Annotated in this window: 28 protein-coding genes and 1 pseudogene; 9 read left to right on the forward strand and 20 right to left on the reverse strand. The window is 47.4% G+C overall.

Features of this window, described 5'->3' with window-relative positions; genetic code table 11:
- From EEX84_RS16070 to EEX84_RS16095, 7 genes are all read right to left on the reverse strand, one after another.
- Positions 1–199: pyridoxamine 5'-phosphate oxidase family protein (locus EEX84_RS16070; RefSeq protein ID WP_158599138.1), on the reverse strand; the 199-nt coding region annotated here is incomplete at its 3' end.
- Positions 200–365: 166 nt separating this feature from the next.
- Positions 366–515 carry a hypothetical protein gene (locus tag EEX84_RS16545; protein ID WP_158599139.1) on the reverse strand — a complete coding sequence of 50 codons (150 nt, stop codon included), beginning with the start codon at positions 513–515 and terminating at the stop codon, positions 366–368.
- A gap of 180 nt (positions 516–695) precedes the next feature.
- On the reverse strand, positions 696–1685 hold the full coding sequence (locus tag EEX84_RS16075; RefSeq protein WP_123166673.1) for an SPFH domain-containing protein: 990 nt from the start codon (positions 1683–1685) through the stop codon (positions 696–698).
- A 33-nt stretch (positions 1686–1718) separates the two neighbouring features.
- A complete protein-coding gene (locus tag EEX84_RS16080; RefSeq protein ID WP_240034012.1) occupies positions 1719–2495 on the reverse strand; it encodes a TPM domain-containing protein in 777 nt (258 codons plus the stop codon).
- Positions 2492–3520, reverse strand: coding sequence for a TFIIB-type zinc ribbon-containing protein (locus EEX84_RS16085; RefSeq protein ID WP_123166674.1), 1029 nt, complete (start codon positions 3518–3520; stop codon positions 2492–2494). The genes EEX84_RS16080 and EEX84_RS16085 overlap by 4 nt, the downstream gene beginning before the upstream one ends.
- Before the next feature lie 51 nt (positions 3521–3571).
- Positions 3572–4288, reverse strand: a complete 717-nt coding sequence (locus tag EEX84_RS16090) for a PspA/IM30 family protein (RefSeq protein ID WP_123166675.1) — start codon at positions 4286–4288, stop codon at positions 3572–3574.
- Between the two features lie 183 nt (positions 4289–4471).
- On the reverse strand, positions 4472–4690 hold the full coding sequence (locus EEX84_RS16095) for a hypothetical protein (RefSeq protein WP_123166676.1): 219 nt from the start codon (positions 4688–4690) through the stop codon (positions 4472–4474).
- Between the two features lie 315 nt (positions 4691–5005).
- Between EEX84_RS16095 and EEX84_RS16100 the strand changes: the two genes are divergently transcribed.
- Entirely contained in the window at positions 5006–5452 is a 447-nt protein-coding gene (locus tag EEX84_RS16100) for a VOC family protein (protein ID WP_123166677.1), read from the forward strand.
- A 59-nt stretch (positions 5453–5511) separates the two neighbouring features.
- Here the strand turns inward: EEX84_RS16100 and EEX84_RS16105 are convergent, their stop codons facing one another.
- The 4 genes from EEX84_RS16105 to EEX84_RS16120 form a co-directional block, all read right to left on the reverse strand.
- Positions 5512–6156, reverse strand: a complete 645-nt coding sequence (locus EEX84_RS16105; protein WP_148039031.1) for an alpha/beta fold hydrolase — start codon at positions 6154–6156, stop codon at positions 5512–5514.
- A gap of 112 nt (positions 6157–6268) precedes the next feature.
- A complete protein-coding gene (locus EEX84_RS16110) occupies positions 6269–6745 on the reverse strand; it encodes a glutathione peroxidase (protein ID WP_123166679.1) in 477 nt (158 codons plus the stop codon).
- A gap of 32 nt (positions 6746–6777) precedes the next feature.
- Positions 6778–7218 (reverse strand): MarR family winged helix-turn-helix transcriptional regulator, encoded by a 441-nt coding sequence (locus EEX84_RS16115; protein ID WP_240034013.1) that lies wholly within the window; start codon positions 7216–7218, stop codon positions 6778–6780.
- 18 nt (positions 7219–7236) lie between these two features.
- Positions 7237–7656, reverse strand: a complete 420-nt coding sequence (locus EEX84_RS16120) for an organic hydroperoxide resistance protein (protein WP_123166680.1) — start codon at positions 7654–7656, stop codon at positions 7237–7239.
- A 153-nt stretch (positions 7657–7809) separates the two neighbouring features.
- On the opposite strand from EEX84_RS16120, the pseudogene EEX84_RS16795 reads away from it, so the two are divergent.
- The 3 genes and pseudogenes from EEX84_RS16795 to EEX84_RS16130 all read left to right on the forward strand — a co-directional run.
- Positions 7810–8090 (forward strand): annotated as a pseudogene (locus tag EEX84_RS16795) (NADP-dependent oxidoreductase); the annotation flags it as partial.
- A gap of 69 nt (positions 8091–8159) precedes the next feature.
- Positions 8160–8837, forward strand: a complete 678-nt coding sequence (locus EEX84_RS16125) for an NADP-dependent oxidoreductase (RefSeq protein ID WP_420812594.1) — start codon at positions 8160–8162, stop codon at positions 8835–8837.
- A 157-nt stretch (positions 8838–8994) separates the two neighbouring features.
- Entirely contained in the window at positions 8995–9924 is a 930-nt protein-coding gene (locus EEX84_RS16130; RefSeq protein ID WP_123166681.1) for an alpha/beta hydrolase, read from the forward strand.
- Positions 9925–9989: 65 nt separating this feature from the next.
- Here EEX84_RS16130 and EEX84_RS16135 read toward each other — a convergent pair whose 3' ends face one another.
- The 6 genes from EEX84_RS16135 to EEX84_RS16160 all read right to left on the reverse strand — a co-directional run bounded on the left by EEX84_RS16135 (position 9990) and on the right by EEX84_RS16160 (position 14215).
- Positions 9990–10580 carry a hypothetical protein gene (locus tag EEX84_RS16135; protein WP_123166682.1) on the reverse strand — a complete coding sequence of 197 codons (591 nt, stop codon included), beginning with the start codon at positions 10578–10580 and terminating at the stop codon, positions 9990–9992.
- 35 nt (positions 10581–10615) lie between these two features.
- The gene (locus EEX84_RS16140; RefSeq protein WP_123166683.1) at positions 10616–11272 is read right to left on the reverse strand and encodes a DUF4085 family protein; all 657 of its coding nucleotides are present in this window, start codon (positions 11270–11272) and stop codon (positions 10616–10618) included.
- A 253-nt stretch (positions 11273–11525) separates the two neighbouring features.
- On the reverse strand, positions 11526–11897 hold the full coding sequence (locus tag EEX84_RS16145) for an iron chaperone (RefSeq protein ID WP_123166684.1): 372 nt from the start codon (positions 11895–11897) through the stop codon (positions 11526–11528).
- Between the two features lie 73 nt (positions 11898–11970).
- Positions 11971–12189, reverse strand: coding sequence for a hypothetical protein (locus EEX84_RS16150; RefSeq protein ID WP_148039032.1), 219 nt, complete (start codon positions 12187–12189; stop codon positions 11971–11973).
- 597 nt (positions 12190–12786) lie between these two features.
- A complete protein-coding gene (locus EEX84_RS16155; RefSeq protein WP_123166686.1) occupies positions 12787–13383 on the reverse strand; it encodes a class F sortase in 597 nt (198 codons plus the stop codon).
- A gap of 31 nt (positions 13384–13414) precedes the next feature.
- A complete protein-coding gene (locus EEX84_RS16160; RefSeq protein ID WP_123166687.1) occupies positions 13415–14215 on the reverse strand; it encodes a DUF4397 domain-containing protein in 801 nt (266 codons plus the stop codon).
- A gap of 383 nt (positions 14216–14598) precedes the next feature.
- Here EEX84_RS16160 and EEX84_RS16165 point away from each other — a divergent pair, with 383 nt between their 5' ends.
- Positions 14599–15084, forward strand: coding sequence for a DUF2975 domain-containing protein (locus tag EEX84_RS16165; RefSeq protein ID WP_123166688.1), 486 nt, complete (start codon positions 14599–14601; stop codon positions 15082–15084).
- A 110-nt stretch (positions 15085–15194) separates the two neighbouring features.
- Here EEX84_RS16165 and EEX84_RS16650 read toward each other — a convergent pair whose 3' ends face one another.
- Positions 15195–15356 carry a hypothetical protein gene (locus tag EEX84_RS16650; RefSeq protein WP_192892996.1) on the reverse strand — a complete coding sequence of 54 codons (162 nt, stop codon included), beginning with the start codon at positions 15354–15356 and terminating at the stop codon, positions 15195–15197.
- Positions 15357–15670: 314 nt separating this feature from the next.
- Between EEX84_RS16650 and EEX84_RS16170 the strand changes: the two genes are divergently transcribed.
- The 3 genes from EEX84_RS16170 to EEX84_RS16180 all read left to right on the forward strand — a co-directional run bounded on the left by EEX84_RS16170 (position 15671) and on the right by EEX84_RS16180 (position 17996).
- The gene (locus tag EEX84_RS16170) at positions 15671–16843 is read left to right on the forward strand and encodes a DUF2157 domain-containing protein (protein ID WP_123166689.1); all 1173 of its coding nucleotides are present in this window, start codon (positions 15671–15673) and stop codon (positions 16841–16843) included.
- Positions 16840–17286, forward strand: a complete 447-nt coding sequence (locus EEX84_RS16175; RefSeq protein WP_123166690.1) for a GDYXXLXY domain-containing protein — start codon at positions 16840–16842, stop codon at positions 17284–17286. Before EEX84_RS16170 ends, EEX84_RS16175 begins: the two co-directional genes overlap by 4 nt.
- Before the next feature lie 128 nt (positions 17287–17414).
- The gene (locus tag EEX84_RS16180; protein WP_123166691.1) at positions 17415–17996 is read left to right on the forward strand and encodes a DUF4256 domain-containing protein; all 582 of its coding nucleotides are present in this window, start codon (positions 17415–17417) and stop codon (positions 17994–17996) included.
- A gap of 142 nt (positions 17997–18138) precedes the next feature.
- Here the strand turns inward: EEX84_RS16180 and EEX84_RS16185 are convergent, their stop codons facing one another.
- The gene (locus EEX84_RS16185; RefSeq protein ID WP_123166692.1) at positions 18139–18894 is read right to left on the reverse strand and encodes a hypothetical protein; all 756 of its coding nucleotides are present in this window, start codon (positions 18892–18894) and stop codon (positions 18139–18141) included.
- Between the two features lie 4 nt (positions 18895–18898).
- Positions 18899–22666 (reverse strand): AAA domain-containing protein, encoded by a 3768-nt coding sequence (locus tag EEX84_RS16190; RefSeq protein WP_123166693.1) that lies wholly within the window; start codon positions 22664–22666, stop codon positions 18899–18901.
- Positions 22667–22959: 293 nt separating this feature from the next.
- On the opposite strand from EEX84_RS16190, the gene EEX84_RS16195 reads away from it, so the two are divergent.
- Positions 22960–24762 (forward strand): MMPL family transporter (locus tag EEX84_RS16195; protein ID WP_123166694.1); only part of this gene is annotated, 1803 nt, incomplete at its 3' end.

Below are 24762 nucleotides of genomic sequence, written 5' to 3' on the forward strand. Positions count from 1 at the left end.
CCAGAATTTCTTCGTATTTATCCGTGTCTTTTAATGTCAGGAACCACAATGTCCCATCAAAGTCGGCTTCCTGTGTTTGCAGGGGTCTCGATACCGGCTTGTTGTCCACAATCGTCGTCATCATCGCCACGTCAATGTCTTTGATCAGATCATTAACAATTTGAATCTCCTCATGATGTGTTGGTGAATTGTTGGCCATTATATTTTCCTCCTATTGAAAGTCGTTTTAACTCCACTGAAAATCAAACTCATTTTATGTACTTTCCCTGTCTTTCGCTTCTTAAACACCTCTTACCTGCAAATAAAAAGCGACTCCAATAACCTTTTCGGTTACCGGAATCGCCTTCCAGAAAGAATACCCGGAATTAGGAAGATCCGTTTTTGTCTTTATCCGGTTCAATAAGTTCCCGATCTTCATATTCCACATCCCAGAAATCAGCGTTTTCAATGCCCAGTTTCACTGGATCAAAAACCGGGACTTTCCCTTTATAGGGTAAGACCTTGCATAAATTCAAGCCACAGTTCTTATCAGCCGTAGAAATTTTTTATACCTTCTTCACTCATTCGTTATATCAGACAAATAGTGTATTCACACTTATGAGCCCTGCCGTTGAAAGCGACCATATCCGTTAAAAACACATGAAAAAAACCGCCACCGGAAATCCTTCCGGACGCGGTTTCCTGTTCTTTCTTTCTCATCCAGTCAATTTTTGACCGCAGTTTGGACAAAATTTTGCGCCACTGACTTTTTCGCCGCAATTCGGGCAGAAGTTCGGCATTTTTTTGTTACCGCCGTTTGCCGGTGCACTTTGTGCTGTCCCGCCGTCCTGCTGGTTTTCTTCATTCGCATCTTTTGGGTCATCCATCATTTCCTTCGCAATGTTCATCCCCATCATCATTCCGGCCATATCAGAAGCGGTATTGGAGCCTGAAGATTTGCCCATGGCATCAGCGACAGAAATCTGCTGGTATTTCGAGACATCCCCCACCATGCCGAGAGAGGCGTTTTTGTTGATCATGTCCTGGACTTCCTTCGGATAATTAAAGCTCATCACCTGGAAGCCGGTGATTTTCATCCCATCATCCATAACTTCCATATTCAGATCATCCTGTATCCCTTTGCCGATTTCGTGAGCGTTCGCCTGCAGGTTGAACATATTCTTGCCTTCTTTGGTGATCCACTTCATCAACAGCTGATCGAGGATGGCGGTGAGACGGATCTTCACCTCGCCCACCAGGTAACTGTCACGGACACCGGCTATTTTATCGATTAATGCGATGTAGTCATTCACTTTGAAATGGAACGTTCCGTTTGCCCGGATCGGCATTCCGCCCGGCATTTGCGGCGCAGGGATATTGATCGGATTTTTCGTCCCCCACCTCACCACAAATTCTTTCGTATTGACAAACAGCACTTCCACACGCATGCCGCTGTTAAAGCCGAAACGAAACCCTTTCAGCGTCGACAAAAACGGCACAATTTCCGATTCGATGTCATATTCGCCTTCATCTTCAAAAATCCCTTCGATTTTGCCGTTGTTCAGGAAAATGGCGTCCTGTCCGGGGCGGATGATCAGCTTGCTGCCTTTTTTGACTTCCTTATTGGACCATTTCCAAAAGATCATGTCTTCCCTGAATTCATCCCATTCGACTACATCTGCAAATTGATTGCCGAAAAATACCATGTTGCTCATTCCTTCCTTTTGTTCAATTGGACTTTAGAAACCGCGGCCTCCCCCGCTGAAAGAACGTCCGCCGCCGGTCATTCCACCACCGCCGAAACCGCCGCCGCTGTTGTTCTTCTTGGGGATTCTGCGCCGTGTCACGGTTTTGTTGCGGAAGCGATCGCGCTCACTTGTCACGCGTGTATTGTTGCCGTCAAAATAAGTTCGCGAGGTTGTCGTGACTCTGCCGCCCGCATTCAGCACCATCGAGCCGACAATCACGCCGCCAAGCACCAACGAAACAGCCAGCTGAAACCAGGTTTTAAAGAAGATGCTTTCCGGATTGGCGCCCGGCCGGAATTCCATATAACGGCTTGCGGTCGTTACCGTTTCCCGGAAAGCACCGCCGTAGTCTCCAATCCGCATATACGGCATAATCCGGTCAAGCACCATATCGACACGGGAATTGTCGAGCGTCGTTTCCGCCGTTCCAAAACCAGCCAGAAACACTTCACGGCTCCCCATGTCAATCGTCAGCAGCACCGCGTCTTCCTGGCCGTTCTCCACTGCCCATCCATCGAAAAAATCTCCCATGTACGTCATAACCGGAACTCCGTCAGTACTGGGAGTGGTCAAAAACAGAAAATCGCTTTCGTGTTGTTGGCTGTATTCGGCTGCCAGTGCTTCAAGTTCACTTTCCTCTGCTTCCGTCAAAAGGTCAGCCTGATCGTAAATGTGCTGGTCCGCAGCAGATACGGCTACTCCGCCGGTAAGCATCATAAAAAACAGCATGAAAAACAGAAAAAAGGTCTGCCTCTTTGCTGAACTCACCAAAGAACACCTCCCATTGCATATGCCACTGCTTTCAATGCCACAAAAGTGGACGCAGCGATGCCTGTGAACCAGGCGGCAACTTTCCCTCCACTGATCGGTGGTTTTCCGACCACTTTTCCGGTCTGGCCATTCATCGCAAAAGTGTGTTCTTTGTTTTCAAAATCGTAGTACACCATCCAGACGGGAAATAACGTGTAGTAGACGTTCTTTTTATTCGCCTGGATCTGTTTGTTCGTATAACTGACGGTGGAATACCCGGAAATCGTCGTATGGATATACGAATCGATATATGGCACAATCTTCGATTCCACACGTGAGAACAGGGCTTCATCATCATAATCATACTTCTCGGCTAGAAAACCCGCGAGGTACGGCATCCTGAAATCTTTCAGCTCCCGGTAATCATATGGCTCGAGCTTATCCATCAATTCATCATCCATTTTCTCTGAGGCGTCCGCCGGCACTTTAAGATAACTGAGATCAATTGCCCGGTACACGTCATAGAAATCCGTTTCCGTGTAAATCGTGTCGCCTCTCTGGTAATTGCGCACCCGTGTGCCAATGGCCGCCACTTCGGCGGTTCCGTCGATATCGTAAAGCCAGAACGGCACATACATCCCCGTCATCTTTTTGATCCGGTCGCCGCTCATAAATCCTCTCGGCGTCAAGCGTCCGTTCTTTGTCCATTCCCGAAAAGCGGCGACGGCTTCTTCTTTGCTGATGGTGAAAGGGATCACTTTTGCGGGAGCGAGGTCGCCCGTCAGACGATCAGCCAGCACGACCGGCGCGCCACAGAAGCTGCAATGCGTCGCAGTCGTTTCCGCCTCTGTCAGGATAACGGCTCCGCAGTTTTCACAATGGTATTCTTTCGCTTCCTCAGGATCCAATTTCCGCTCAATATTTTCTTCCGGAAATGTTTCGATGTTGTCCTGTCTTCCGCAGTTGGGGCAGGACAGCTTGCCCGACTCCGCATCAAATGCCATATCTGATCCACAGTTGGGGCATTTATACTGAATGACCAATCCGGCTTCCTCCCTTCACCCTGATCATCATTGCAATCCGCACCTGCGCCATTATTCGCCTTTGTTCATCTGAGATTTCAGTTCCGCCAGCTCATCATCGACATTGATGCCTGATTTCAATGAATCCAGTTCCTCATCCACATTGCTTTCCGTTTCGTATTTTTTCGCCAGATCTTTGATATCCGTGTCGGAACCTTTGTTCAACTCCGACATCGCCATCGCTTCATCCAGTTCCTGGTTGATTTTTTGTTCCATTTTATCAAATGCAGAAATCCGCTCGCCCGCACCATCCATCGAAGAACTGAAATCATTCATGCGCTTTTGCGTCCTGGCGACAGACGCCTTTCCTTTCAATTCCGCACGGCGCGATTCCAACTCCCCGATATCCGCCTCGAGTTTATCGTGCATTTGACGCATCTGCTGTGTATTGTTCTCCGCCAGCTCCACAGCCGTCTTTTTGTCAGCTTCCCTTTCGGTGAGCTCTGCTTTGCGCTGAAGAAACTTTCGCGCATCTTCATCGTTTCCTGCTTCGACTGCTTTCTTCGCATAGCGCTGCATGTCATCAATTTCTTTCTGCAGCTCTGCCAGCTCCCGGCGCTCCCGCTTCTCAGCAGCCATAATGGCAGCTGTCTCCGACTTCACTTTCCCGAGATCGCTGCCCAGGTCGCGCAAATACTGGTCGATCATCTTCTCCGGATCTTCTGCCTTATCAAGCATGGCATGGATATTGCTCGTCATAATGTCTCTGAACCGTCTTAGAATTTCCATCATCAATTCTCCTTTTTGTCTGTTTTGGACTGTCAGGCAGTCTGGTTATTTAATATAGAGATTACCCTCTGCAGCTGCAGCGTAACCCTGCAAAAACAGGCAATCCCTCGCGTTTTTGGAGGGATTGCCTGTTTTAGGACGATTCTCTTTCGTAATTTTTTAAACGAATTATAGTTCTTTTTGTCACTTATCAGTGTTCGTATCTTCTATTTCCTCTACACTGACCATCTTGACATCTTCCAGCTTAAACTGGAAATATGTTTCATTTTCTCCGATAAACTCTATAATTTCATTCTTATCCAGGCCGGTGGCTGCCTCTTTTTTGCTTTCCGCTTCAACGATGGCCACAGCTTCAACGCCTCCACCCAAATGATAAACGACTCGATGGTTTTTGTTTTCCATAACGTTAGCCGACTCCTTTCTTTTCTGCAAAAATTCAATTTCTCCTAGTAAATGAATTACAGAATCCATATTTTATTTCCATTCCATTATCTGCTTACCCGCTCACGAAGGTCAGTATGCTGAATGGATTAAAATTTCTATATGATTTTTTACTTCAAATAACTCCATGTATAAGTAGATAGAATTTTCTGTATTTTTACATGGATTCTGCTATAATTTAACTGACTGCAGAACAGGAGCCGCATGAATTCTTTAACACACATCAGTAACCGGAAATCAACCTAAGGGCCATTATCTACAGAAAGAAGGATGAAAATGATCACCAAATTGTTTCCCTATCTGAATTTTGACGGCGACGGCAAGGAAGCGACTCATTTTTATGCGGAAGTGCTGGGCGCGGAAGTGGCAGGAATTTCAACTTATGGAGAGGCGCACGGAGACATGGAAGGACTTCCGGAAGACGCAAAAGACTTGGTGATGAATGCACAATTAAACTTGAAAAATGGCGATACACTGATGATTTCTGATGTCCCACCTGGAATGGGCATGTCATTCCAAAAAGGCAATAACGTGTCATTGACGGTAACAGTCGACAACATCGAGGAAGCCCGCACCATTTTTGGGGCTTTGACAGAAGGCGGTACTGTCACCATGGATCTCCAAGAGACGTTCTGGAGCCCTTTATACGGAAACCTGACCGACCGGTACGGCATCGAATGGCAAATTTCCGTCGACAGACAAACAGACAAACAGCCTGATTAACTGAATTCTTTCAACCCAAAAGACACCTGCCCTTTGAGAGAGCAGGTGTCTTTTGTTGTTTAAAATGCATCGATTTCCTTAATCACATTCCCCAGCACTTCAATCGAGCCGCTGAGCTGGTCCGGGTATTCCAGACTGTGGCCCACGCCCGGAATCAGGTGGAACGTGATATTCGGGTTATGCTGCAGTTGCGTGAAGCGCCCTTCATGGTAATAAGGATCTTTGTCTCCCATAAACAGCAAGCTGGTGTGATGGCAAGTCGCCACCGCAAAGTAAACGTCTTCCCGATGGAGCAGCGGAGTGAGCCATATGGCTTTTGCGAATTTGAAATCCGCCCGCTTCAACTCCGAAGCTGCAGCGATGGTGCCGAGTGATTTTCCGATCAGGTGATAGTCTTCGTAGGAGTTGCTGGATAAGACTTCATCAATGACCGCTTTGGCATCAAACTGAACCGCTTCGACAATTTCTGTCTGGCTGAAACCGCTGTAAGCTTCACTATCGTACCGGTAATTGATTTCCAATACGTCAAAAGAACGAAGAAGAAAGCTTTTTCTGGCGTAATGGAGAACAGGCGCCTCGGCCGTGTAGCCCAGTCCTGGCAGCAGGATGGCCAACTTTCTTGAACCTTCCACGGCTTTCCGTAAATGAAACGACACAGGTAAACCCCTGTACCCCTCAACCGTTCCTTTTGTGGATTTTCCCATTCCGATCCCCCCTTGTTTTCCAGTATACAGAAAATTCAGGTGCGAAAACACCCGTCATGGGAAGACCTCCTGTTATTCCGTTTTTCCCATCAGGCTCTTGGTTGCGGAAGCCTCACTCAGTCAGAAACGTCTGGATTTCATCCTCAAACGATTCCGGTTTATCTTTCGGGGAAAAACGGGCAGCAAGTTTGCCGTTTTTGTCGATCAGAAACTTAGTGAAATTCCATTTTATGTTGCTGCCCAGAAAGCCTTTACTGTTTTCAGTCAGATACTTGAACAGAGGATCGGCATCTTTGCCGTTGACTTTGACTATATCATGCATCGGAAATGTGACGCCGTAACTCATGCGGCAGGCTTCTTCCGCTTCTGCTGCGTCGTCCAATTCCTGGCCGAACTGATCTGACGGAAATCCAAGAACCACCAGCCCCTGATCCTCGTATTTCTTGTACAGCTTTTCGAGGCTGTCAAACTGGCCGCGGAGGCCACATTTGGTCGCTGTATTGACGATCAGCATCGCTTTTCCTTCATATTCACTCAACGGATACTCTTCTCCGCCCGGCTTTTTGACAGTGAAGTCATAAATACTCATTACCGATTCTCCCCTTTTGTATTTCGACTTTTTTACAAATCCATTTCTTCGAAAAACGCGTTCAAATCCTTCAGGTTTTTCATCAGGGTCAGTGCGTTGACGTCAAGAAAATTGCAGCTGATAAGTTTTTCATAAACAGCCTGGCTGATCGGTTCATGTTCTTTTTTCGCTTTTTCAGTTAACGAAATGACCCATGCACGTTTATCTTCCGTCGACTGCTCTTTCAGCAATCGCCCCTGGGCAATCATGCGATTGATAATCGGATTCAGCGTGCCCGTTCCAAAACCCAGTCGGTCTCCAATTTCCTTCATCAGCAAATGATCTTCTTCCCACAATACAAGCAGCACAAGGTATTGAGGGAAAGTTAACTGAAAAGGCCCCAGAACCCGTGAATACATTTTCGTAAAATTGCTGGAAGCTTTGTACACTTCAAAACATAGTTGCTGTTCCAGTTTCAACCCTTTTTTTTCCACATCATCACGTCCATTAGTTTATAAAACGACAATCTCCACATCAATTGAATCTTTTATTGCTTTGGAATAAGGGCAGTATTGATGTGCTTTTTCAACATATTCCTGCTTTTTGTCGTCATCAAGTCCTTCAATAGCCACTTCCAATTTTGCAGCCAGTTTCACGCCGCCATTCTCTTTATCTCCGAGCAGGGAAATGGTCGCTTTGACTTCGCTTTTTTCTACTTCCACTTTGTCCTGTTCCAACGCAAGTTCCAATGCACTGTTGAAGCAGGCACTGTAACCGGCTGCAAACAATTGTTCAGGGTTCGTAGCAGTCGTTGAGTCACCGCCCAGTGCTGCAGGCTTAGCCACATCCAGGTTAAAGATATTGTCTTCTGAGTAAACGGCCCCTTGTCTGCCACCCGTGTTGATAATCGTCGTTTCGTATAAAGGTTTCATGTAATCTTCCTCCAATTCATTTATATTGTACAAGATTTACTGTAAATTAAATCGTGGGCGATGTAAAATAATTGGCTTGCAGGTCAATCTTTTGATTCCCTTCTTTGCCAGTGGTACGCTCTTCTTTGACAAGAAACTGAAGGAGGAATTTTAATGACACCGAACACATACAGAGAAATCCATTTGGTCAACCGACCGGAAGGAACACCAGCGGATGAAGATTTCGCTTTTGTTGAAAAGGAAGTTTCTTCGCTTAATCCTGATGAATTGTTATTGAAGACATTGTATCTGTCTGTTGACCCGTATATGCGTGGACGAATGAAGGACGTCAAATCGTATATTCCCCCTTCAAGCTGAACGAAGCAATTACTGGCGGCATTCTTGCCGAAGTCGTCGAGTCCAAATCGGACCGGTATCAACAAGGGGATATCGTAACAGGCACTCTCAACTGGAGTGAGTATAATATTGCAAAATCCGATACCGTCCAAAAAGTGGACCCTTCAATGGCACCGATTACGACGCGTCTCGGCATTTTGGGCTTGACCGGATTGACTGCCTATTTTGGGCTCCTTGATATCGGCAAACCGCAAGCGGGCGAAACAGTCGTCGTTTCGGGTGCTGCGGGTGCTGTCGGGTCTGTTGTCGGGCAAATCGCCAAATTGAAAGGTGCCAAAGTTGTCGGCATCGCCGGATCAGACGAAAAGATCGATTATCTGCTCAACGAGCTCGGTTTCGATGCAGCCGTCAATTACAAAAAAGACAGCTTTCAGGATGATTTGAAAAAAGCGTTGCCGGATGGTGTTGATGTCTATTTCGACAATGTTGGCGGAGAGGTCTCCGATGCGGTCATTGCCGAACTCAACAACAAAGCACGCGTGGTCTTATGCGGAACCATTTCTTCCTATAATACGCCTGGCGAAGACATTGGTCCGCGCATCCAGTGGAAATTCATCACGACAAGTTCCATGATGAAAGGCTTCACGCTCGGTGATTATGCACATGATTTCAAAACGGGTGCCGTCGATTTGGCGAAGTGGCTGCAGGAAGGTAAATTGAAATACGACGAAACCATCGTGGAAGGTTTCGAAAACACGCCGCAGGCATTTCTCGGTTTGTTCGAGGGAAGCAATGTCGGCAAGCAATTGGTGAAAGTCGCTGACCCTGACTTTGCAGAGGTATAATCTGAATATAATTTTCAACATACAAAAAGTCTGTCCTGAACGTCATCAGAAATGGCGGCCGGGGCAGTCTTTTTTGTTTGGTAAGCAGGAATATTCTGGATAAACGGCGAACCTTCTTAAAGGTTACACTCAAGAAGAAAACGGGAGGAATGCAAATATGCCGGTAAATCCAAAAATTCAATACTTCTTGGAACAGATGAACGCTATGCCCGCTATGCCAATGGAACAACTCACCCCCGAAGCCATGCGCAGCACAGAAAATTCGCAATTGGTGGCGCAACAGAAAGAACCCGTGGAAAAAGTGGAGGATCGAACGATTCCATTGGCAGGACGCGATATTCCGATTCGCATCTATACACCTGCAGGGCAAACTCCTTTTCCGGCACTGGTCTTCTACCACGGAGGTGGCTGGGTCGTCGGCAGTATCGAAAGCCACGACGCCATTTGCCGCGAACTGGCGAACCTGGCATCCTGTATGGTGGTTTCCGTGGAGTACCGTTTAGCGCCTGAACACAAATTCCCTGCTGCTGTGGAAGACGCCTATGAAGCATTGGAATGGGTGGTGTCTCAGGCAGATGAACTCGGAATCGACACTGACCGGATTGCGGTCGGCGGCGACAGTGCGGGTGGAAACCTGGCAACAGTTGCTTGTTTGATTGCCAAAGAACGCAGCGGTCCACGTGTCGTCCATCAGCTTCTGCTGTACCCTTCAGCAGGTCCGGCAGCCGATTACCCGTCCATGACTGAAAATGCAGAAGGGTATTTGCTGACACGGGACATGATGGGCTGGTTCCAAAGGCATTATTTGAACAGCCCGGAGGACCGGCATCATCCGTACCTGTCCCCCATTCTTTCCGATGAACTGGAAGGCATGCCGTCGGCGACCATCCTGACGGCTCAATACGATCCGTTGCGGGACGTCGGCACAGCTTACGCTGAAAAGCTGCAGTCCCACGGCGTTGAGGTTTTCCACAAAAACTATGATGACCTGATCCACGGTTTTGCGAATTTCTCCAGTTTTGTTCCGGAAGCACGTGATGCCGTGGCCGAAGGAGCAAGTGAATTGAAAAAAGCATTCGAGCAGTGAAAGAAAAAAAGCCGAACTCTCCCCTGCAGGAAAGTTCGGCTCTTTTGATGTTAATGGATAACCCGTCAATCGGGTAAGTGCCTGGAAAATTTATAAGCGCCTGCCACAACAATGGCAGCCCCTGCAAGAACCAGCAAAAAGATCAGGTAAGTTTCTTCGATCAGATAATTCATCAATAGCAGCAGCGCTGCCATTGCAAAAAGTACGGAAAAACAACCTGCCAACCACAGAAAACGTTGGCGGAAACCGACCAGTGACAGTACGCCAGCCGCGATAAAAAATAACCACATCGTGATGATGCTCTCCACTTCGGCATGGAACAGCAAATTCATCAGTACAAAGCCCCCTGATGCCAACGCCACATCCCGGTAACTTCGATAAAACGGGACGAGCAATACGCCCAGCAGGAGACTGCAAACGGCTGCCAGTAAATCCTGTACGAAAAAAATCGAGTTGATGTCGAGCAGCAGGAAAGCTATGACCAATATCAGACCGCTTCCTCCAGGTCGATACCGCTTCCAGCCCTGTAAAAACAAGGCAAACCAGCCTACCGTCAATAAACCAAAAATCCACTCCGCACCAAATTGGTATTCTGACGCTATGTAAAGCAGATGGCCACCTAAAACAGCTACTCCATATAAGGCAAACCCTTTCATGTCCCATCCTCTTCTTCTGCAACCCGCCTGAGTTGCTAGTCCATTATTTTGATTGTCACATCCTGCGCGATAATTTTCGCTTCGACCATCGGACTGTCGAACAGGACATGGAGCTCAAACCCATGCTCCGTCAGGTAAATCTCATTATACAACCACCATGCACCGGCGAACTCTGTCGGGATATCTGCTTCTGTAACACCGGTGAAAGTCAGTTGGATATCTGTAAAGTAATGAAATCCTCCACTGCAGTCGAGTTTGATGATCAGCATCTCTTCCTGCGCCTTTTCAACCGAAATCACTGTTGCATCATGCAAGCTTTGCTCCATCAGCTGGATGGCGCCTGCCGGCAAACGGTTTTTGATCGAGTCGTAATGGCGGCTGTACTCGTCGCCGAGGGCTTCAAGCCGTGCTTCATGCTCCCGCTCCCACTGCTTCGCCATTTCGCGCAATTCCAGTGAGGGAAATCCGGTGCTAATCGTGCCGTCTTGGATATACGGATAAAAAGGTTCAGGCAGGAACTTCAGCAAATCCGCACGGATGTCTTCCAAATTCCGTCGGTTGATCTCCTCGTAATCGATGCCTTCCTCTTTATAATAAGCCAGCTCTTCTTCCCACTCTTCGACGGTTTCATGGAAAGCCAGAAAACCGGACACCTGCATTTCGTCATACCATTCTTTTGTAAAATATTTCATCCTGCTCCTCCTGTTAATTCGTCTAACCTGTATTCTCGGATTCGTGAAAATAAATTTTTGCATATGTCCTCTGAAGAAGATGCCGCTTCATCCCGGAAATGCGAGATGGTCTTATAATCCGGAAGGCCGAAAAAGGCGATACGCGAGTTGCTTTCTAGCAGTTTACGTATCACCTTCTCGAGCATTGGGGCATGTCATCTTTCGTTTGTTACAATATAAAATGCTTCCTCAGTCTCTTTACAGCTCCACTAGTTTACTTTCTCCAGAAAGACGAACAATCCGCCTTATCCTGTCTGTTAAACTCAATTACTTTTTCGAGTAATGTAAAATCAACCGGACTGTTCCACTTGATACGAAATATCTCTTTGGTGCAGTCGTAGCCAGTGTGCGCGATTTCTTCCGAAAAATGTTCAATCGCTGCATTTTCCGGCGCTACCGCCAGGTGTTTTTTTGCCGTGCTGAAACCAATAATGTAAGTACCGTGATCGGAGAAGACCGGTTGATTCCACTTTATTGCTGGAACAAGGGTCGGAAACGTTTCTGTTACCCAAGCCAACACTTTTTCTGTCCGGTTTCGGTGTTCCGCGTCGTCCATATTTGCTAAATAATGTTCAAAAACTTCCATGCCGTTCCCTCCTTTTCCATGCCATCCATCGCCGGTTTCATGAGCGACACTTCTGCAGTTCACTCAGTTCCATTTAGGTGTTTGATAATGAAATATAAAGAAACAGGACCAGGCTCGCAGGAATGAGAATCAGCGTGATGATGGAAAATATTTTCTGCGGCTTCCCTGGAGGCATCATGATGGCAATGAAAAACAGAATCAATGCCAATACGAACGTCAGTCCCAATGGGATGATAAACGGGCTCAGGACTCCCCAAAGATGACCAGATTCAACGGTGTTTAGTATAGGCAATTCCATTAACTCCTTTGTCCCGGCAATTCCGGGATCATATTTGGATGACCGGCAAGAAAGTTCCTTCTGTCATCCCCACTATACTTAGTATAATATATTCCGATGAAGGCTTGAAAGTTTTATTTCGCCTTTGCACCGTTCGCCACTGCCTTGCCGCCGGTGTCTCCTTGTCTTTCAGCAAGCCTCCAAACGGTGGCTGAGTGCGGCAAACAAATAAAAAGCCGCATGCGGGAGCGGCTTTTTGTCATGCTCTTCATTTAGCCCAGTGGTGCAGGAAGAAATACGCCAGGATGAGCACAACCGCGATCAAGGAAAGGATAAGCATGGGCACAAGTCCGAATGTGGCTTCCATTTACAACCCGCCTCCTTTTACCTACATCATAACTCTTCTTTTCGGAAAAAGAAATAATTTAGTCTGAAAATTATGACAATATTTCATGTTGTCCTCTTCAGTAAAACGAAAGTGATATGTGAAAAATGAGATAGGTAAACTTAGTCTCGAAGTCGGCGCCCGACAGAAAGCCAAGTAAGGACACAACACAATAGAAAGGCACACTCGTTTACACTCGAGTGCGCCTTTCCTGATTTCGTTGCAAATTACTTCTCCACCAACTTCGTATAAACGATCAGCCGTTCTTCCCGGGTCCCCCGCTTATGGTCAAAATCACCTGAGCATGTGATAAGGATCAATTCAGGTGTCGAGCGATAACCAAAGACTGCGTCGACATCTGCCAGGTCGAGGCCAACTGATTCCATGGCATAAACCTTAAAACTTCTCGTTCCTTCATCTCCTTCGATGATAATCTCATCTCCGGCTTTCAAATCATTCAGGTCCCAGAAGACGGCGGGGCCTTCTGCTCCATCGACATGGCCTGCAAGCACGGCCCGTCCGTTTTCTCCCGGTTCATATCCAGGCTCAAACCAGCTGACGTCTTCAATCGTATCAGGAACATCCATTTCCCCGTTTTCTGTCACTCCCAGATGCAGCACTTCCGCTTCAACACCGATTGCAGGGATTGAAATCGTTTTGGGTTTTATTCCTTTTACCTGCTTTAACGCATTGATCGGGTTTTCAGCAGCGGCTGCATTTTTGTTCATAGTTGGCGATTGAGGTTTTTGTGGCTGCTCCTCCACAAACCCAATCTCTTTTGTGCGCAAACTGACTTCATCCGCTTCCGCCTGGCAACCTGCCATAAAGGACACGAAACCGACCAGTACCAGGAACTTAGTGTTGAAATCGTCTTCTCAAGAACAATCCACCGCCTGCTGCCAGTACAAAAGAACCAGCTGCCAAGCTCCAGTTCATCTGGCTTTGTTCAGGTGTTCCAAGTCCAGTAGTCGGCATGCCATCAGGTGAGGCCGCCGCTTCATAATCCACCAGAGCCAGCACTTCCAGCGAATCCGCTGTGTTTACAGCAAAGACACTGTAGACCGTATCAGCCGCAAATTCTGTTCCTTCCAAAGGTAACACTTGAGTGCCATCCGACAAGCGGATCTCTAAATCATAGGTTCCTGCATCCAACTCGGTATAATCTGTGACAGCCGGGAATTCAGCCCCGCTGAACACTGCGTCTCCGCCGATGATGCCAACATCAACAGCCGGCGCATCCGGTGACAAATGGCCAACACGAACTTTTGCTTTTCCTTCCGTGACAGACATGGAATCTTCTGCTACTACAAATTCAAGAGATTCAAGCGTATTTGCCGCTGCTACTGTATAGGCCTGCCCTGCTTCTACAGACAAGTCGGCCTGCAGAACAGCTTCGCCTTCGGAATATTCACTTCCTGCTGCAAACACTTCTACAGTATGCGTCCCTGCCGGCACATCCAAATAACCGGAATCCGCTTTAAACGGAACTTCTTCAAGCGTCAAGTCGCCATTGACGTACACATCAACTGCGGGAGCATCCGGTGAAGCATGGACCACTCTCAGTTTTGCTGTATGACTATCCGCCAGCACCCCTGCTGCAAACAACGACAATACCAATACCATGGCCACTGACAAGGAACCAAACATCTTCTTCATGTTACCCACTCCTTCTTGGTGAATATATTTTGTATAATTAATATACAACTAATTTATAACTTACTATTAACCAAAAAGCAAGAGAAAAGATATAATTTTCTGAATTATTTATTATTCTTTTTTTCAAAGTTTCTTTCATCTTAAAATGTAAGTGCCAGGTGAAAATTTGGTTTCTGCAGAAACCTCTTGTCAACGACTCAGGACTCCATCCCAGAAAATGTTGTTCCTGCCTTGTGAGTTTCAAGAATTGAAGCAGCTGTTTAATGAGCAAACAGAAAAACTTTTTCACCCCTATAAATATCATGATTTTCAATAATTATATATTGATATTCAATAAAAATGATGGTAAATTCAGTGTAACAATAAAAAAAGAGGTGTTCTGTATGAAACGCAAACAGGCTTCGACTCTCTTTTTAAAAATGGTGCTAGTGCTGATCGGAATCGCGGTGCTTTCTTTGTGCATATTTGGTCTGCCAGGGATGGCTGCAAGAGACGCAGAACTGCACCCGGAAACGGCTTATCTGCAATATCCATTTTTGTTGTCTGCCTACATCTTTTTCGTTCCATTTTTCATTGCCCTGTATCAAACCTTCAAACTGTTGATCTACATCGACCGCAACAAAGCATTTTCAGGGCTTTCTGTCAGAGCTTTGAATGCCATTAAATATTGTGCTGTCACTATTATCGTCTTTATTGTTGTCGGCGAAGTATTCACCATTGCCCTGATTGACGGCGATATCACACATATCATCATGCTGGGGTTAATCGGCACTTTCGCATCAAGTGTTATCGCCATATTTGCCGGTCTTCTTCAAAAGCTTTTGAAAGATGCCATCGCTATAAAATCGGAGAACGACTTGATCGTTTGAACTGAAGAAAGTACGACAATGCTTATACATTGCCTATATCACTTGGGAAGGCTGCGCCAACAAAACAAAACCCCCTTCAGACAAGAGTCACTGTCTGAAAGGGGTTTTGCTTATTTCTTGAATCTCTCTTTTAGCGTATCTTTCATATCCATGGCTTTGCCTTTATAATTCGATGCTTTTTCTCTGTAATCGTCTTTGTTTTCATCCCAATGCGTCTTGCCTTTTTCAATCGACTTGTCTTTCAACTCGTTCAGCTTATCGCGAAATGCCATACTGCTCATCCTTCCGTTTAACCTGTCTTATTCTTTGTCAGTCAAACTGTCTTCAGCATAACGTTTCTGAGTTGCCATGTCTAAAATTACACCGTCTATATAGCCGTAGTTTAGTTGACTGTAGAAAGCAAAGTAGCAGAAACGATGTTTTCTTTGAGAAGCTTTGGCAGCTGCTTAGGAGATTCAGTTCCCCTCTGTTTCAACCTATGATTGATTAGCCTGAATTTCTACTTGGACTTCCGGGATACTGCTATGTTCTGTCTATTCTGATAAATAAGCATTATAATTAAGTCAAAGATCAGGGAGGTATCTGTATGGAAACAGAACGGAAATTGGCACAATGGCTCGATGAAGGCTTACTCGACCAAGCAGCTTATGACCGCATCCTGGCGTTCGAGAAGCGCCAGCCGCAAAAAAAGAAAATGCCGCTGCTGCTCCTCATCGGACTGATTTTCTTTGCACTGGCCGTATTCAGTTTCATCGCCGCCAACTGGCAGGCCATTCCGGATTTGTTGAAAGTGGCGTTGGTTGTGTTGCTGATGTGGTTTTTTTATATCCTTGCTTATTTTTCCGGGAAAAAGCAGTTCGGGAAACCACTCGTGTTCCGGCTTCTTGGTCTGGCGATGTTCGCGGCAAGCATCCTGGTTACAGCGCAGACTTTCCACCTTTCCACGTCCAATTCGGTTCTGCCCTGGGCCATCTTCCTCGCTGCATTGGCTCATTATTTCCTTTGGCGCCGTACAGCATACGCTTTGGTGGCCTTCATTTTCGGCATCTCGACACTCACGTCGTTTCTGCCGCAGACCGGTTGGCTCGAATGGGGCATCTTTGTTGCAGTGGCTCTTAGCTGGTTCTATTTCAGCAAAGACGATGCACCGATGATTTTCAGCTGGCTGCTGCTTTTTTTCTCGGGCTTGCTGCTGTGGGATCTCATTGAATATGACAGCCCGTTTTGGCCGGTATGGACCTTGTTTGTCCTGGTTCTCCTGCTGTTTTTTACCCCTGTCGACAAGCAGCGTCTGCTGGCGCCTTTTTATCTGATTTTTGGTGCCGTCATGCTTGTCGTCTATCTGGCTGTGCGCGGGGAGACCGAATTATCACTGGTCGACCTTAACTGGACTGAATCGATTGCACTTGCTGCAGCAGGGCTCGCCGTCCTGCTGCTGACATACTTTAAATTCCGCGATATCACCTGGATTGCTATTCTCGGGGCAACGGGGTTTCTGTTGTTTGATGACACTGCCATCGCATTGGCGGTCGTTGCGGAGCTGTCTGCCCTCGCCTACCTGATCATCGCCCAAAAACAGGACAAGCCTTTAGCATTCGGCTTCGTTTATTTTATCGCCGTCCAATTCGTGATTTATGTCATTTATGCGTGGGAGCGTCTGGATATGTCGCTGTTCTTCCTGATCGGGGCGCTTCTGCTGTTCGCCCTGTCCGGCATCGCCTGGTGGCTCAATCGTAAGAAAGAAGGTGCAATGTCATGAAAAACTGGCTGTTACCGATTGCCATGACTGTTTTTATTGCCCTCCTGGTCACCAGTTTCTATGCCGCTTCCTGGTTCGGCGACCGTTACACATTGCGGGCGGAACCGTTCGATCCGTTTGACCCGTTCTACGGTGAATATGTCATGCTGCAGTATCCTGACCTGGAAGCGCCTTCCACTGTTGAAGACGGCGACGTGTATTTCACACTGAAGGAAGGGCCCGATGGATTTGCGGTCATTGACCGGTTGGAAAACGAGTCGTTCTTCGGCGCCATCAACGGTACTTTTTACGGTGATCGAATCACCGCGCCGCAGCTTGAACAGTATTACGTGGAACAAGGCCTCGGCCCTGCCCTGGAAGACGCAGTGGATCTGCAGGTGACTCTTGACGTGGCCCCATGGGGGACAATCCGTCCTGTCAGTCTGGAAGTCCGTGACGAATAAAACACTTTTAAGTAAAATGAACACGCTTTGTAATGGAATTCCTGTATCAATGACTAAAAAGAAACTGCAAGTAATGAAATCTTCAGCACCCGCCCAGTGAAACGCTTCGATAAAAAGGAGGAACCCGTATGACAGAGAAAACGAACAACCAATCTGCAAAAGAGTTATCCACGGAACAACGCGAGGAATTTCTCGGCGTCTTGAAAACTCGTTTCGAGAAAAATATGAACCGTCATGAAGAGCTTGAATGGGAGAAAGTCCAGACTAAACTGGATGCCCATCCTGAAAAGCTGTGGTCGCTTCACGCAATGGAAGAGACGGGCGGTGAGCCGGACGTCGTGGAATATGATGAAGCAAAAGAAGAATATATTTTCTTTGACTGCTCTGCGGAAAGCCCCAAAGGCCGCAGAAGTGTGTGTTATGACTTGGAAGCGCTGGAGGCGCGAAAAAAACACAAACCAGAAAACAATGCGCTCGATATGGCCGCTGATATGGGGATTGAACTGCTGACAGAACAACAATACCGGGCATTGCAGAAACTTGGCGATTTCGATAAGAAAACGTCGAGCTGGATCCAGACACCTGCTGATATCCGGGAACGCGGCGGTGCTATTTTCTGCGATTTCCGCTATGGCCATGTCTTTGTGTATCATAACGGCGCGGACTCCTATTACGGATCCAGAGGTTTCCGGGGCTCGCTGAGGGTCTGAATTCTGCATAGCCAGCTGAATGCGAGCTCCTTTCTTTATTGAATCCAATTTTAAAGGCCGCTTTCGGAATCGAATGATTCACGAAAGCGGCCTTTTTATAGGATATTCCTGTTTCGAACAGGGCTTTTCTTTTTCTACACAATTAACTGAAAGAAGTTTCCCGTTTCTTCATCGCTTCACGCCACGTCACGACTTCCTGTTCTTCAATCTGCTTCTCGAGCGTTTCGTCCCAACTCCCTGTCATCGTATTCCAGACGCGGGCATAGACAATGTCCTGCTTGTGGTCATGCAATTGAAATTCGAGACATGGCACGTAATCGGCAGTTCGTTCTTCACAATCTGCAATTCCTGAGACGATGATCTGGAACTTCTCTTCTGCTGTTTCTTTCTCTTCTGAGAGAAGGTTCAGCATCGCTTCGGTATCTGCATGCTTTTCCATCGCGTAACGGTAAACCGGCAACTCGCCTCCCGGTGACGGACTGCCGGTTTCCGCCATCCGATAATCGTCATGCGCGGCGCTATAGGAAATGATCGCCTGTTCCCTGTCCAGCGACTCTTCAAAAATGCCCTTTTCCAGGTAATCATAGCCTTTCGGCGTCAGTACATAGCCTTTTTTTCCGAGCAGGATCAATCCTGTGCGCTTCATTTTGCTGATCAAATCACTGACAAACAGCTCTTCCACCGACAGCATCTCCGCTAACGTGGCAGCCCGCCGGATATCCGTTTCCTGAAAAGCGAGCAGCAGCATTTTCATCAGGATGTCCATCCTGAACCGTTTTACACGGTCGAACGACACGTCATACGAAACAATCGGCAATTGCCAAACTTTTTCGTCCAGGACCGACACATCCGGATTTCCCGCCAGCTCCGAACGCAGTTTTGCTTTCAATTTATCCATCCGCTCATCCTTTCTGCAGGACTTTCAAGCCGTTTTTCTTTTCAACCGTTTCGAGTACATGCTGATACATCCGTTTTGTGTCTTCTTTTTTCGCCCGTTTCGTGAACATCTCGGAACTGCCGATCAGCACGAGTAATTGCTTGGCGCGCGACAACGCCACGTTCAAGCGGCGGTAATCGTTGGCAAAGCCGATATCCCCATGCCTGTTCTGGTTATTGCGCACCATGCTGAGCAGGATGATTTCCATCTCACTGCCCTGGAAACGGTCGACGGTGCCTGTCCGGATCGTCAAATGCGGCAGGCGCAGCTCCTGGTCGATCATGCGCTGCAGCCGTTTCACTTGTTCACCGTAGAACGAAATGACACCAACGGTTTTCAGTTCATCAACATCAATTCTGCCCGCCCGTTTCGCTTCGCCGGCCGCATCATTCAGCTCCACCAGCAAACGGCTGATTTCCTGGAGCTCCGCCGGATTATAAAGGCTTTTGCCGCCGTTCATCCGTTCTTCGAAATACGCCGGTTCGTTCGGCAAATCAAACCACATGAGATGGTTGCTGCGTTTCACTGAACCTGACTCGAGAAAGTGATCGCGTTCTTTGTCCGAGTCTGAAAGCCCGCATTGCAATTGATCATTATCGAATTGATAGAACGGAGAAATCGTCTCCATGATGTTTTCGTGCATCCGGTATTGAATGGCCAGCATGGTTTTATTGGTCTCCGGCAAGTTTTTATATAAGCGCTCAAACAGCGACTCTTCCAGCAGCTTCTCCAGTTCACGTTTTTCTTCAAAGCCGCTGTTGTCCTTTATCATTTCCTCAAGCGTCTCTTCCAGCGTATCGTTGCCGAGCAGCGGCGGCAATTGGTGATGGTCCCCGACGAGAATGATTTTCTTGCCTTTCAGCATGGGCAGCAAGAGTTCCGGCGGTGTCGCTTTCGACACTTCGTCGATGATCACCACATCAAACACCGGATAGTTGTCGATAAAATCCTTGCGCGCCGAAGCAACGCACGTCGTTCCGATCACGTTGGCGTGCTTGATGTACAATTTACGGATTTCATCCAGGTCATGATCGTTGGCATCTTTCAATAACTCCAGCCACTTCTTCTGGATGGTCTGCATAAGCGGCAAATTCTTCTGCTCCTGCTTGAGCGATTCCATATCAAATGAAAGACTGGCCAGCTTTTTCGCCGTTCTTTCGTATTCCGCTTCCGGTTCCGAAGCGATGATTTTCTCCACTGCTTCCCGCTCGTTTTCAAAACCGGCCATCCGTTCCTGCACTTGCGCCAACACCGTATTGATTTCACCTAAGTGTACTTGAATAGCACTCAGTGCTTCGGTTTCCTGTACCCGCTCTTTTTGCCGGTTCTCCAAACGCTCCTCGGCCTGTTCAAAAGAAGCTTTGTCTCTTTCAAGTGCAGCCAGTTCGGCATTTCGCATGCGAATGGCGTCTTCTATATCAGCCGGAACAGCAAAATCGATTGGCAATGGCTTGGCTTGCCGTTCCAGGACATTGAGGTCCTGCTGCATTTTTTCCAGTTCCTCCAGCCATTTGCCGTCAAGTTCAGCGTAATGCTGTTGCTGCTTGACCAGCTCGCCGCTGATCACTTTTTTCAATTCCTGGAACGCCCGCTTCGAACCTTCGATATAAACATCGTGAGTTTTCAGCTCCGCGCCTCGTCTCCACAATTCGTTTTGCCGCTTGTACAAACCGGCTAATGCTTTTCCAAGTGCGGCTGGTTCAATGCTCGGCGAACTTTTCAGGAATGCACGCAGCTTGTCCAAAAACTGGTCGACTTCAGCCAAAGTGAACGAGCCACCTTGTGCCAAAGCCTTTTCCCTAACCGTTTCCAACGCTACTCCGGTTGGTGCCAGCAGTTTTTCAATATAGGCAATCGCTGCCATTAAGCTGGCGTTCGATTTCTCCAGATTCGTCCGTTCCAGCATCTTATTACGCAACATTTCCAATTTGCCGAACGAATAAGCGATGGCCGTTGTTTCTTCGATTTTCTGTTCGGACATCAACCGGATCAAGCCATCAACTTTTTTGATGTCTTCGAGTTCTTCAAGCGCCTTCTTTTTTGCATCAATCAAACCAGTCAATTGGTTCCGTTTATCTGACACTGCTGCAAGTTCCTGTTTCTTATCGGCCAGTTGTTTTTCCAACTGCTCCAACTGACGGGCGTGTTCGAGTTGTTGGAGCACCTTTTCAACACGATTCTGTTCTTCACGGAACCAGTCCAGGTTCCTGTCGCTTTCGACAATCGCCTGATCGGTTTTGATGGATGAGGCAAGTGTTTCGAGTTTTTGTTCACTGTCCCGCTGTTCCTGCAAAGCCTGTTCTTTCTGTAAAGTGAACGCCTGGAATTTGTGCCGTTCCTTACTCAAAGCAAGTTCAATTTCTTTCTGTTTTTCCAGTGCCTCTTTTTTATTTGCCACCGCATTTTTCAAGTCTTCAAAAACCGGCTGCAGCTCTGCGTACATTCTTTCGGTCGTCTCAAGCTCTTCAGTAAGTTCTGCCTGGCGTTTTGTACGTGCTTCGTATTGCGCCGATATTTCTTTTAACGTATTGTCCTTCCAATACTGGCCGACGTTTTCTTCGATGAATTTCTTCCCTTCTTCTTCGATGCTCTCGGTCCGGCCGACGCGCAGAATCCGGATATCTTTGTTTGCCAACAAACGGCCAAGCGCATTATCGACCGCCAAATTCGACTGTGAAGCGACAAGCGTCCGCAATCCTTTTTTGGCATTTTGGAGACAGATTTCCGAAATGACCGTCGTCTTGCCCGTTCCCGGCGGCCCTTGAATCACGTACAGATCTTCCGCCGCCATTGCACCTGACACAGCCTGCTGCTGAAACTCATTCAGCCGATTTTGATACGTCAGCTTTTCCAGTTCTTTCAGCGGCGCCACTTCCGGTTTTTCTTCAAACAGCAGGCGGTCGAGCTGCGGGTTCACTGCCAGCCCTTTTTCCAGGTTGGTGAAACCCTGGCGCAGCCGGCGGATTTGGCTCAGCGCTGCGAAATTGCTGAAGACGACTTCCTTTTTCGAAAGTGCGTGCCCCTTTTCCCGAAGCTGTTTGATTATATATGAATTTAATTCGACTTCGACTGTCCGGTTCTTTGTTTTGATGACAGTTCCGACATCACCATCGATTCCTGTGAGCCGGACGCTTAAATTGCGCAGTGTTTTCCATTCCTCATCCTTCAATCGGCATCCTGTCAACGTAATACGGCTGAAATCATGGCTGAACGCCAAGCTTGAATACGCGGTCTTGATGTCCGGAATATCCATTCCCTGTTCCTGGATTTTCAAATAGCCTTCCCAGCTGGAAATCCGCTTTTTCACATAGTCGGACCGCTCTTTCGCCGGCGTCATCCGATTGATCATATTGATGAACGCCACGGGAGCCGGGTCACGCGAATCAGTAAAAATGATCGATTCCTTGCGCTGCCAATTCGTCCCGAGCGCTTGGTATGCTTTCCGTAACGTCACGTTTGTCACGAGCAATTGATGATTTTTGAACACGCAGTGAAGGACAGTCAGCTGATCGAGTCCATTCTCCGCCAAGCGGTCCGTCTCCCCACGGCCGAAAATCAACGCAACGGAAAGAGAGCCATCCGGTCCTGAAGGATAGCGTTCGATAAAAACCGTAAAAGCCTGATCCGCAATAAAAAATGAGCGTTCGCTGATGCCGAACCCTCTCATCTTTTCTGAAGCGGTTTTGGTTATTCGTAAGGATGTTCTGTATGTATCTGTTGTTGCTGTACGCATGTAATCACCTGTTCTGTAGACTGACAAAATCTCAAAGGCGGCCCAAAACGAACGGCCGCCTGATCAGTTTATCTTCTAATCATATCATCTATTCGTGGAAATGAGCTTTTCCACGACACATCCAGCCAAAAAAGCCGCATTTTTTCTACCCTCCCCAAAAAGGAACACTCACCTCAGCAGAATGCGACTCTTCACATGTTCAAATCTCCGCCACCAAAAATTGATATTGAATTTATATTCGGACGCTACGATAAGTGTGAACTATTTTGAAAAGAGAAAGAGGAGTGGAACAAATGCATAAATTTTTAACCCCGATCACCGATTGGGTATCAACGAAACGGGGCATGTGGATCACCATTATCACGTGGTTCGTCGTAATGATCGCCCTCAGTATGGGCCCAAGGCTGAATGATTACAAAGTGGCAAACTTCCAGTCGTTGCCGGATGATGCACAGTCAATCATCGCGGATGAGAAACTGAAGGAATACTTCCCGGATGACCAGGGCACCCCCGGCATTCTCGTCTTCCATAATAGTGAAGGCGAAGTTGTTAACGACAATGTCCAGGAAATCCTGACAGCGATCAATGCCGAAAACATTGAAGGCATCGATTCGATTGTCGACATCAGCCAGTTGCCGCCACAAGCGCTGGAAGGTTTCTATTCTGATGACAATTCGACAATGATTGTGCCCATGACGCTTGAAGCCGGCCTTGGCGGTGCGGATTTCTCTGCAATTAATGATCGTGCCAGTGAAATCGGTTCTGATATTGCTGCTGAATCAGGCAACCTTGAATTTTACGTTACAGGACCTGCAGGTATTGCAGGAGATACTGTAAAACTCTTTGAAGAAGCGGATTTCGTTCTATTGATAGCCACAGTACTGATTATTCTTGTACTGCTTATTGTCATTTATCGTTCACCGTTGCTCGCATTCATCCCGCTTTTGGCAACAATCATCGTCTACCAAGTTGTGAACCAGACGCTTGCCTTCATGGGATCTGCGGGTCTTGAACTGACGAGCCAGACGACATCGATCATGAGCATCCTGCTGTTTGCGGCAGTAATCGATTATTCCCTGTTTGTGTTCTCTCGTTACCGCGAGGAATTGAACCATTACGAAAGCAAATACGAAGCGATGAAATATGCTATGCGCGCTACCGGCGAACCTGTCTTCTTTGCAGGTGGTACAGTACTCGCTGCAATGCTGATTCTGTTTTTCGCGGATTTCCGTGATTACGCCAACTTCGCGCCGATTTTCGGTACAGCTGTTTTCATCATCATGCTTGCATCCGTTACCTTGATCCCGGCATTATTCACTCTGTTCGGCCGTAAAGCATTCTGGCCTAAAGTGCCGAAATACGGAGAAGTAAAAGAATTAAAACACGGCATTTGGGGACCTGTTGCAAAATTCGTCGTCAACAAGCCCGTCTTTTCCGGCGGAATTGTCGCCATTTTCCTGATTGTTTCAGCACTTAACATCTTCAACCTTGAATTTGAATTCGATACGGTGAAATCCTTCCCGGAAGATATGCCTTCCCGTGTGGGCTACGAAATTGTTGAACAGAATTTCGACAAAGGGGAAATCGCCCCATCTACGCTGCTTGTAGTTGGCGACCAGCCGATTGATGAAGAATCTGCAGCCGCACTTGCTGAAGAACTGACAGCTTACGATGAAATCGCATCTGCCCGTCTGTCAGGACAAACAGATGACGGCGAAGCTGTGAAATTCAATATCGCCCTTTCGATGAACCCATATTCGACGGAAGCCATCGATTTTGTAGAAACACTGCGTTCTGACAGCGACCAATTGCTTGCCGCTGCCTCGATTGATGGGGAAACCCATTTCGGCGGCATTACACCGAAATTGACGGATGAGCGGGATGTAAACAATTCCGATATCATCAAAATTGTCATTCTCGAAACGCTGCTCATCCTGGCCCTGTTATTTGTACTCACCCGTTCATGGAAAATGCCATTCTACATGATGGGGACGATTTTATTGTCATACCTGTCGGCGCTCGGCCTGGGCATCTTCCTGGTGGATGTGCTGTTCGGTTTTGACGCAATCAGCACCCGCGTGCCAGTGTATGCGTTC

The organism is Planococcus salinus, from assembly GCF_003719725.1.
GTDB lineage: Bacteria > Bacillota > Bacilli > Bacillales_A > Planococcaceae > Planococcus > Planococcus salinus.

What these genes read in the sequence shown, in the direction of transcription:
- EEX84_RS16075 (WP_123166673.1), bottom strand. Translation starts at nt 1,685, where the DNA reads ATGGTATTTTTCGGCAATCAATTTGCAGATGTAGTCGAATGGGATGAA.
- EEX84_RS16090 (WP_123166675.1), bottom strand. Translation starts at nt 4,288, where the DNA reads ATGGAAATTCTAAGACGGTTCAGAGACATTATGACGAGCAATATCCAT.
- EEX84_RS16095 (WP_123166676.1), bottom strand. Translation starts at nt 4,690, where the DNA reads ATGGAAAACAAAAACCATCGAGTCGTTTATCATTTGGGTGGAGGCGTT.
- EEX84_RS16100 (WP_123166677.1), top strand. Translation starts at nt 5,006, where the DNA reads ATGATCACCAAATTGTTTCCCTATCTGAATTTTGACGGCGACGGCAAG.
- EEX84_RS16105 (WP_148039031.1), bottom strand. Translation starts at nt 6,156, where the DNA reads ATGGGAAAATCCACAAAAGGAACGGTTGAGGGGTACAGGGGTTTACCT.
- EEX84_RS16110 (WP_123166679.1), bottom strand. Translation starts at nt 6,745, where the DNA reads ATGAGTATTTATGACTTCACTGTCAAAAAGCCGGGCGGAGAAGAGTAT.
- EEX84_RS16120 (WP_123166680.1), bottom strand. Translation starts at nt 7,656, where the DNA reads ATGAAACCTTTATACGAAACGACGATTATCAACACGGGTGGCAGACAA.
- EEX84_RS16125 (WP_420812594.1), top strand. Translation starts at nt 8,160, where the DNA reads ATGGCACCGATTACGACGCGTCTCGGCATTTTGGGCTTGACCGGATTG.
- EEX84_RS16130 (WP_123166681.1), top strand. Translation starts at nt 8,995, where the DNA reads ATGCCGGTAAATCCAAAAATTCAATACTTCTTGGAACAGATGAACGCT.
- EEX84_RS16135 (WP_123166682.1), bottom strand. Translation starts at nt 10,580, where the DNA reads ATGAAAGGGTTTGCCTTATATGGAGTAGCTGTTTTAGGTGGCCATCTG.
- EEX84_RS16140 (WP_123166683.1), bottom strand. Translation starts at nt 11,272, where the DNA reads ATGAAATATTTTACAAAAGAATGGTATGACGAAATGCAGGTGTCCGGT.
- EEX84_RS16145 (WP_123166684.1), bottom strand. Translation starts at nt 11,897, where the DNA reads ATGGAAGTTTTTGAACATTATTTAGCAAATATGGACGACGCGGAACAC.
- EEX84_RS16155 (WP_123166686.1), bottom strand. Translation starts at nt 13,383, where the DNA reads ATGGCAGGTTGCCAGGCGGAAGCGGATGAAGTCAGTTTGCGCACAAAA.
- EEX84_RS16160 (WP_123166687.1), bottom strand. Translation starts at nt 14,215, where the DNA reads ATGAAGAAGATGTTTGGTTCCTTGTCAGTGGCCATGGTATTGGTATTG.
- EEX84_RS16165 (WP_123166688.1), top strand. Translation starts at nt 14,599, where the DNA reads ATGAAACGCAAACAGGCTTCGACTCTCTTTTTAAAAATGGTGCTAGTG.
- EEX84_RS16650 (WP_192892996.1), bottom strand. Translation starts at nt 15,356, where the DNA reads ATGGCATTTCGCGATAAGCTGAACGAGTTGAAAGACAAGTCGATTGAA.
- EEX84_RS16170 (WP_123166689.1), top strand. Translation starts at nt 15,671, where the DNA reads ATGGAAACAGAACGGAAATTGGCACAATGGCTCGATGAAGGCTTACTC.
- EEX84_RS16175 (WP_123166690.1), top strand. Translation starts at nt 16,840, where the DNA reads ATGAAAAACTGGCTGTTACCGATTGCCATGACTGTTTTTATTGCCCTC.
- EEX84_RS16180 (WP_123166691.1), top strand. Translation starts at nt 17,415, where the DNA reads ATGACAGAGAAAACGAACAACCAATCTGCAAAAGAGTTATCCACGGAA.
- EEX84_RS16185 (WP_123166692.1), bottom strand. Translation starts at nt 18,894, where the DNA reads ATGGATAAATTGAAAGCAAAACTGCGTTCGGAGCTGGCGGGAAATCCG.
- EEX84_RS16190 (WP_123166693.1), bottom strand. Translation starts at nt 22,666, where the DNA reads ATGCGTACAGCAACAACAGATACATACAGAACATCCTTACGAATAACC.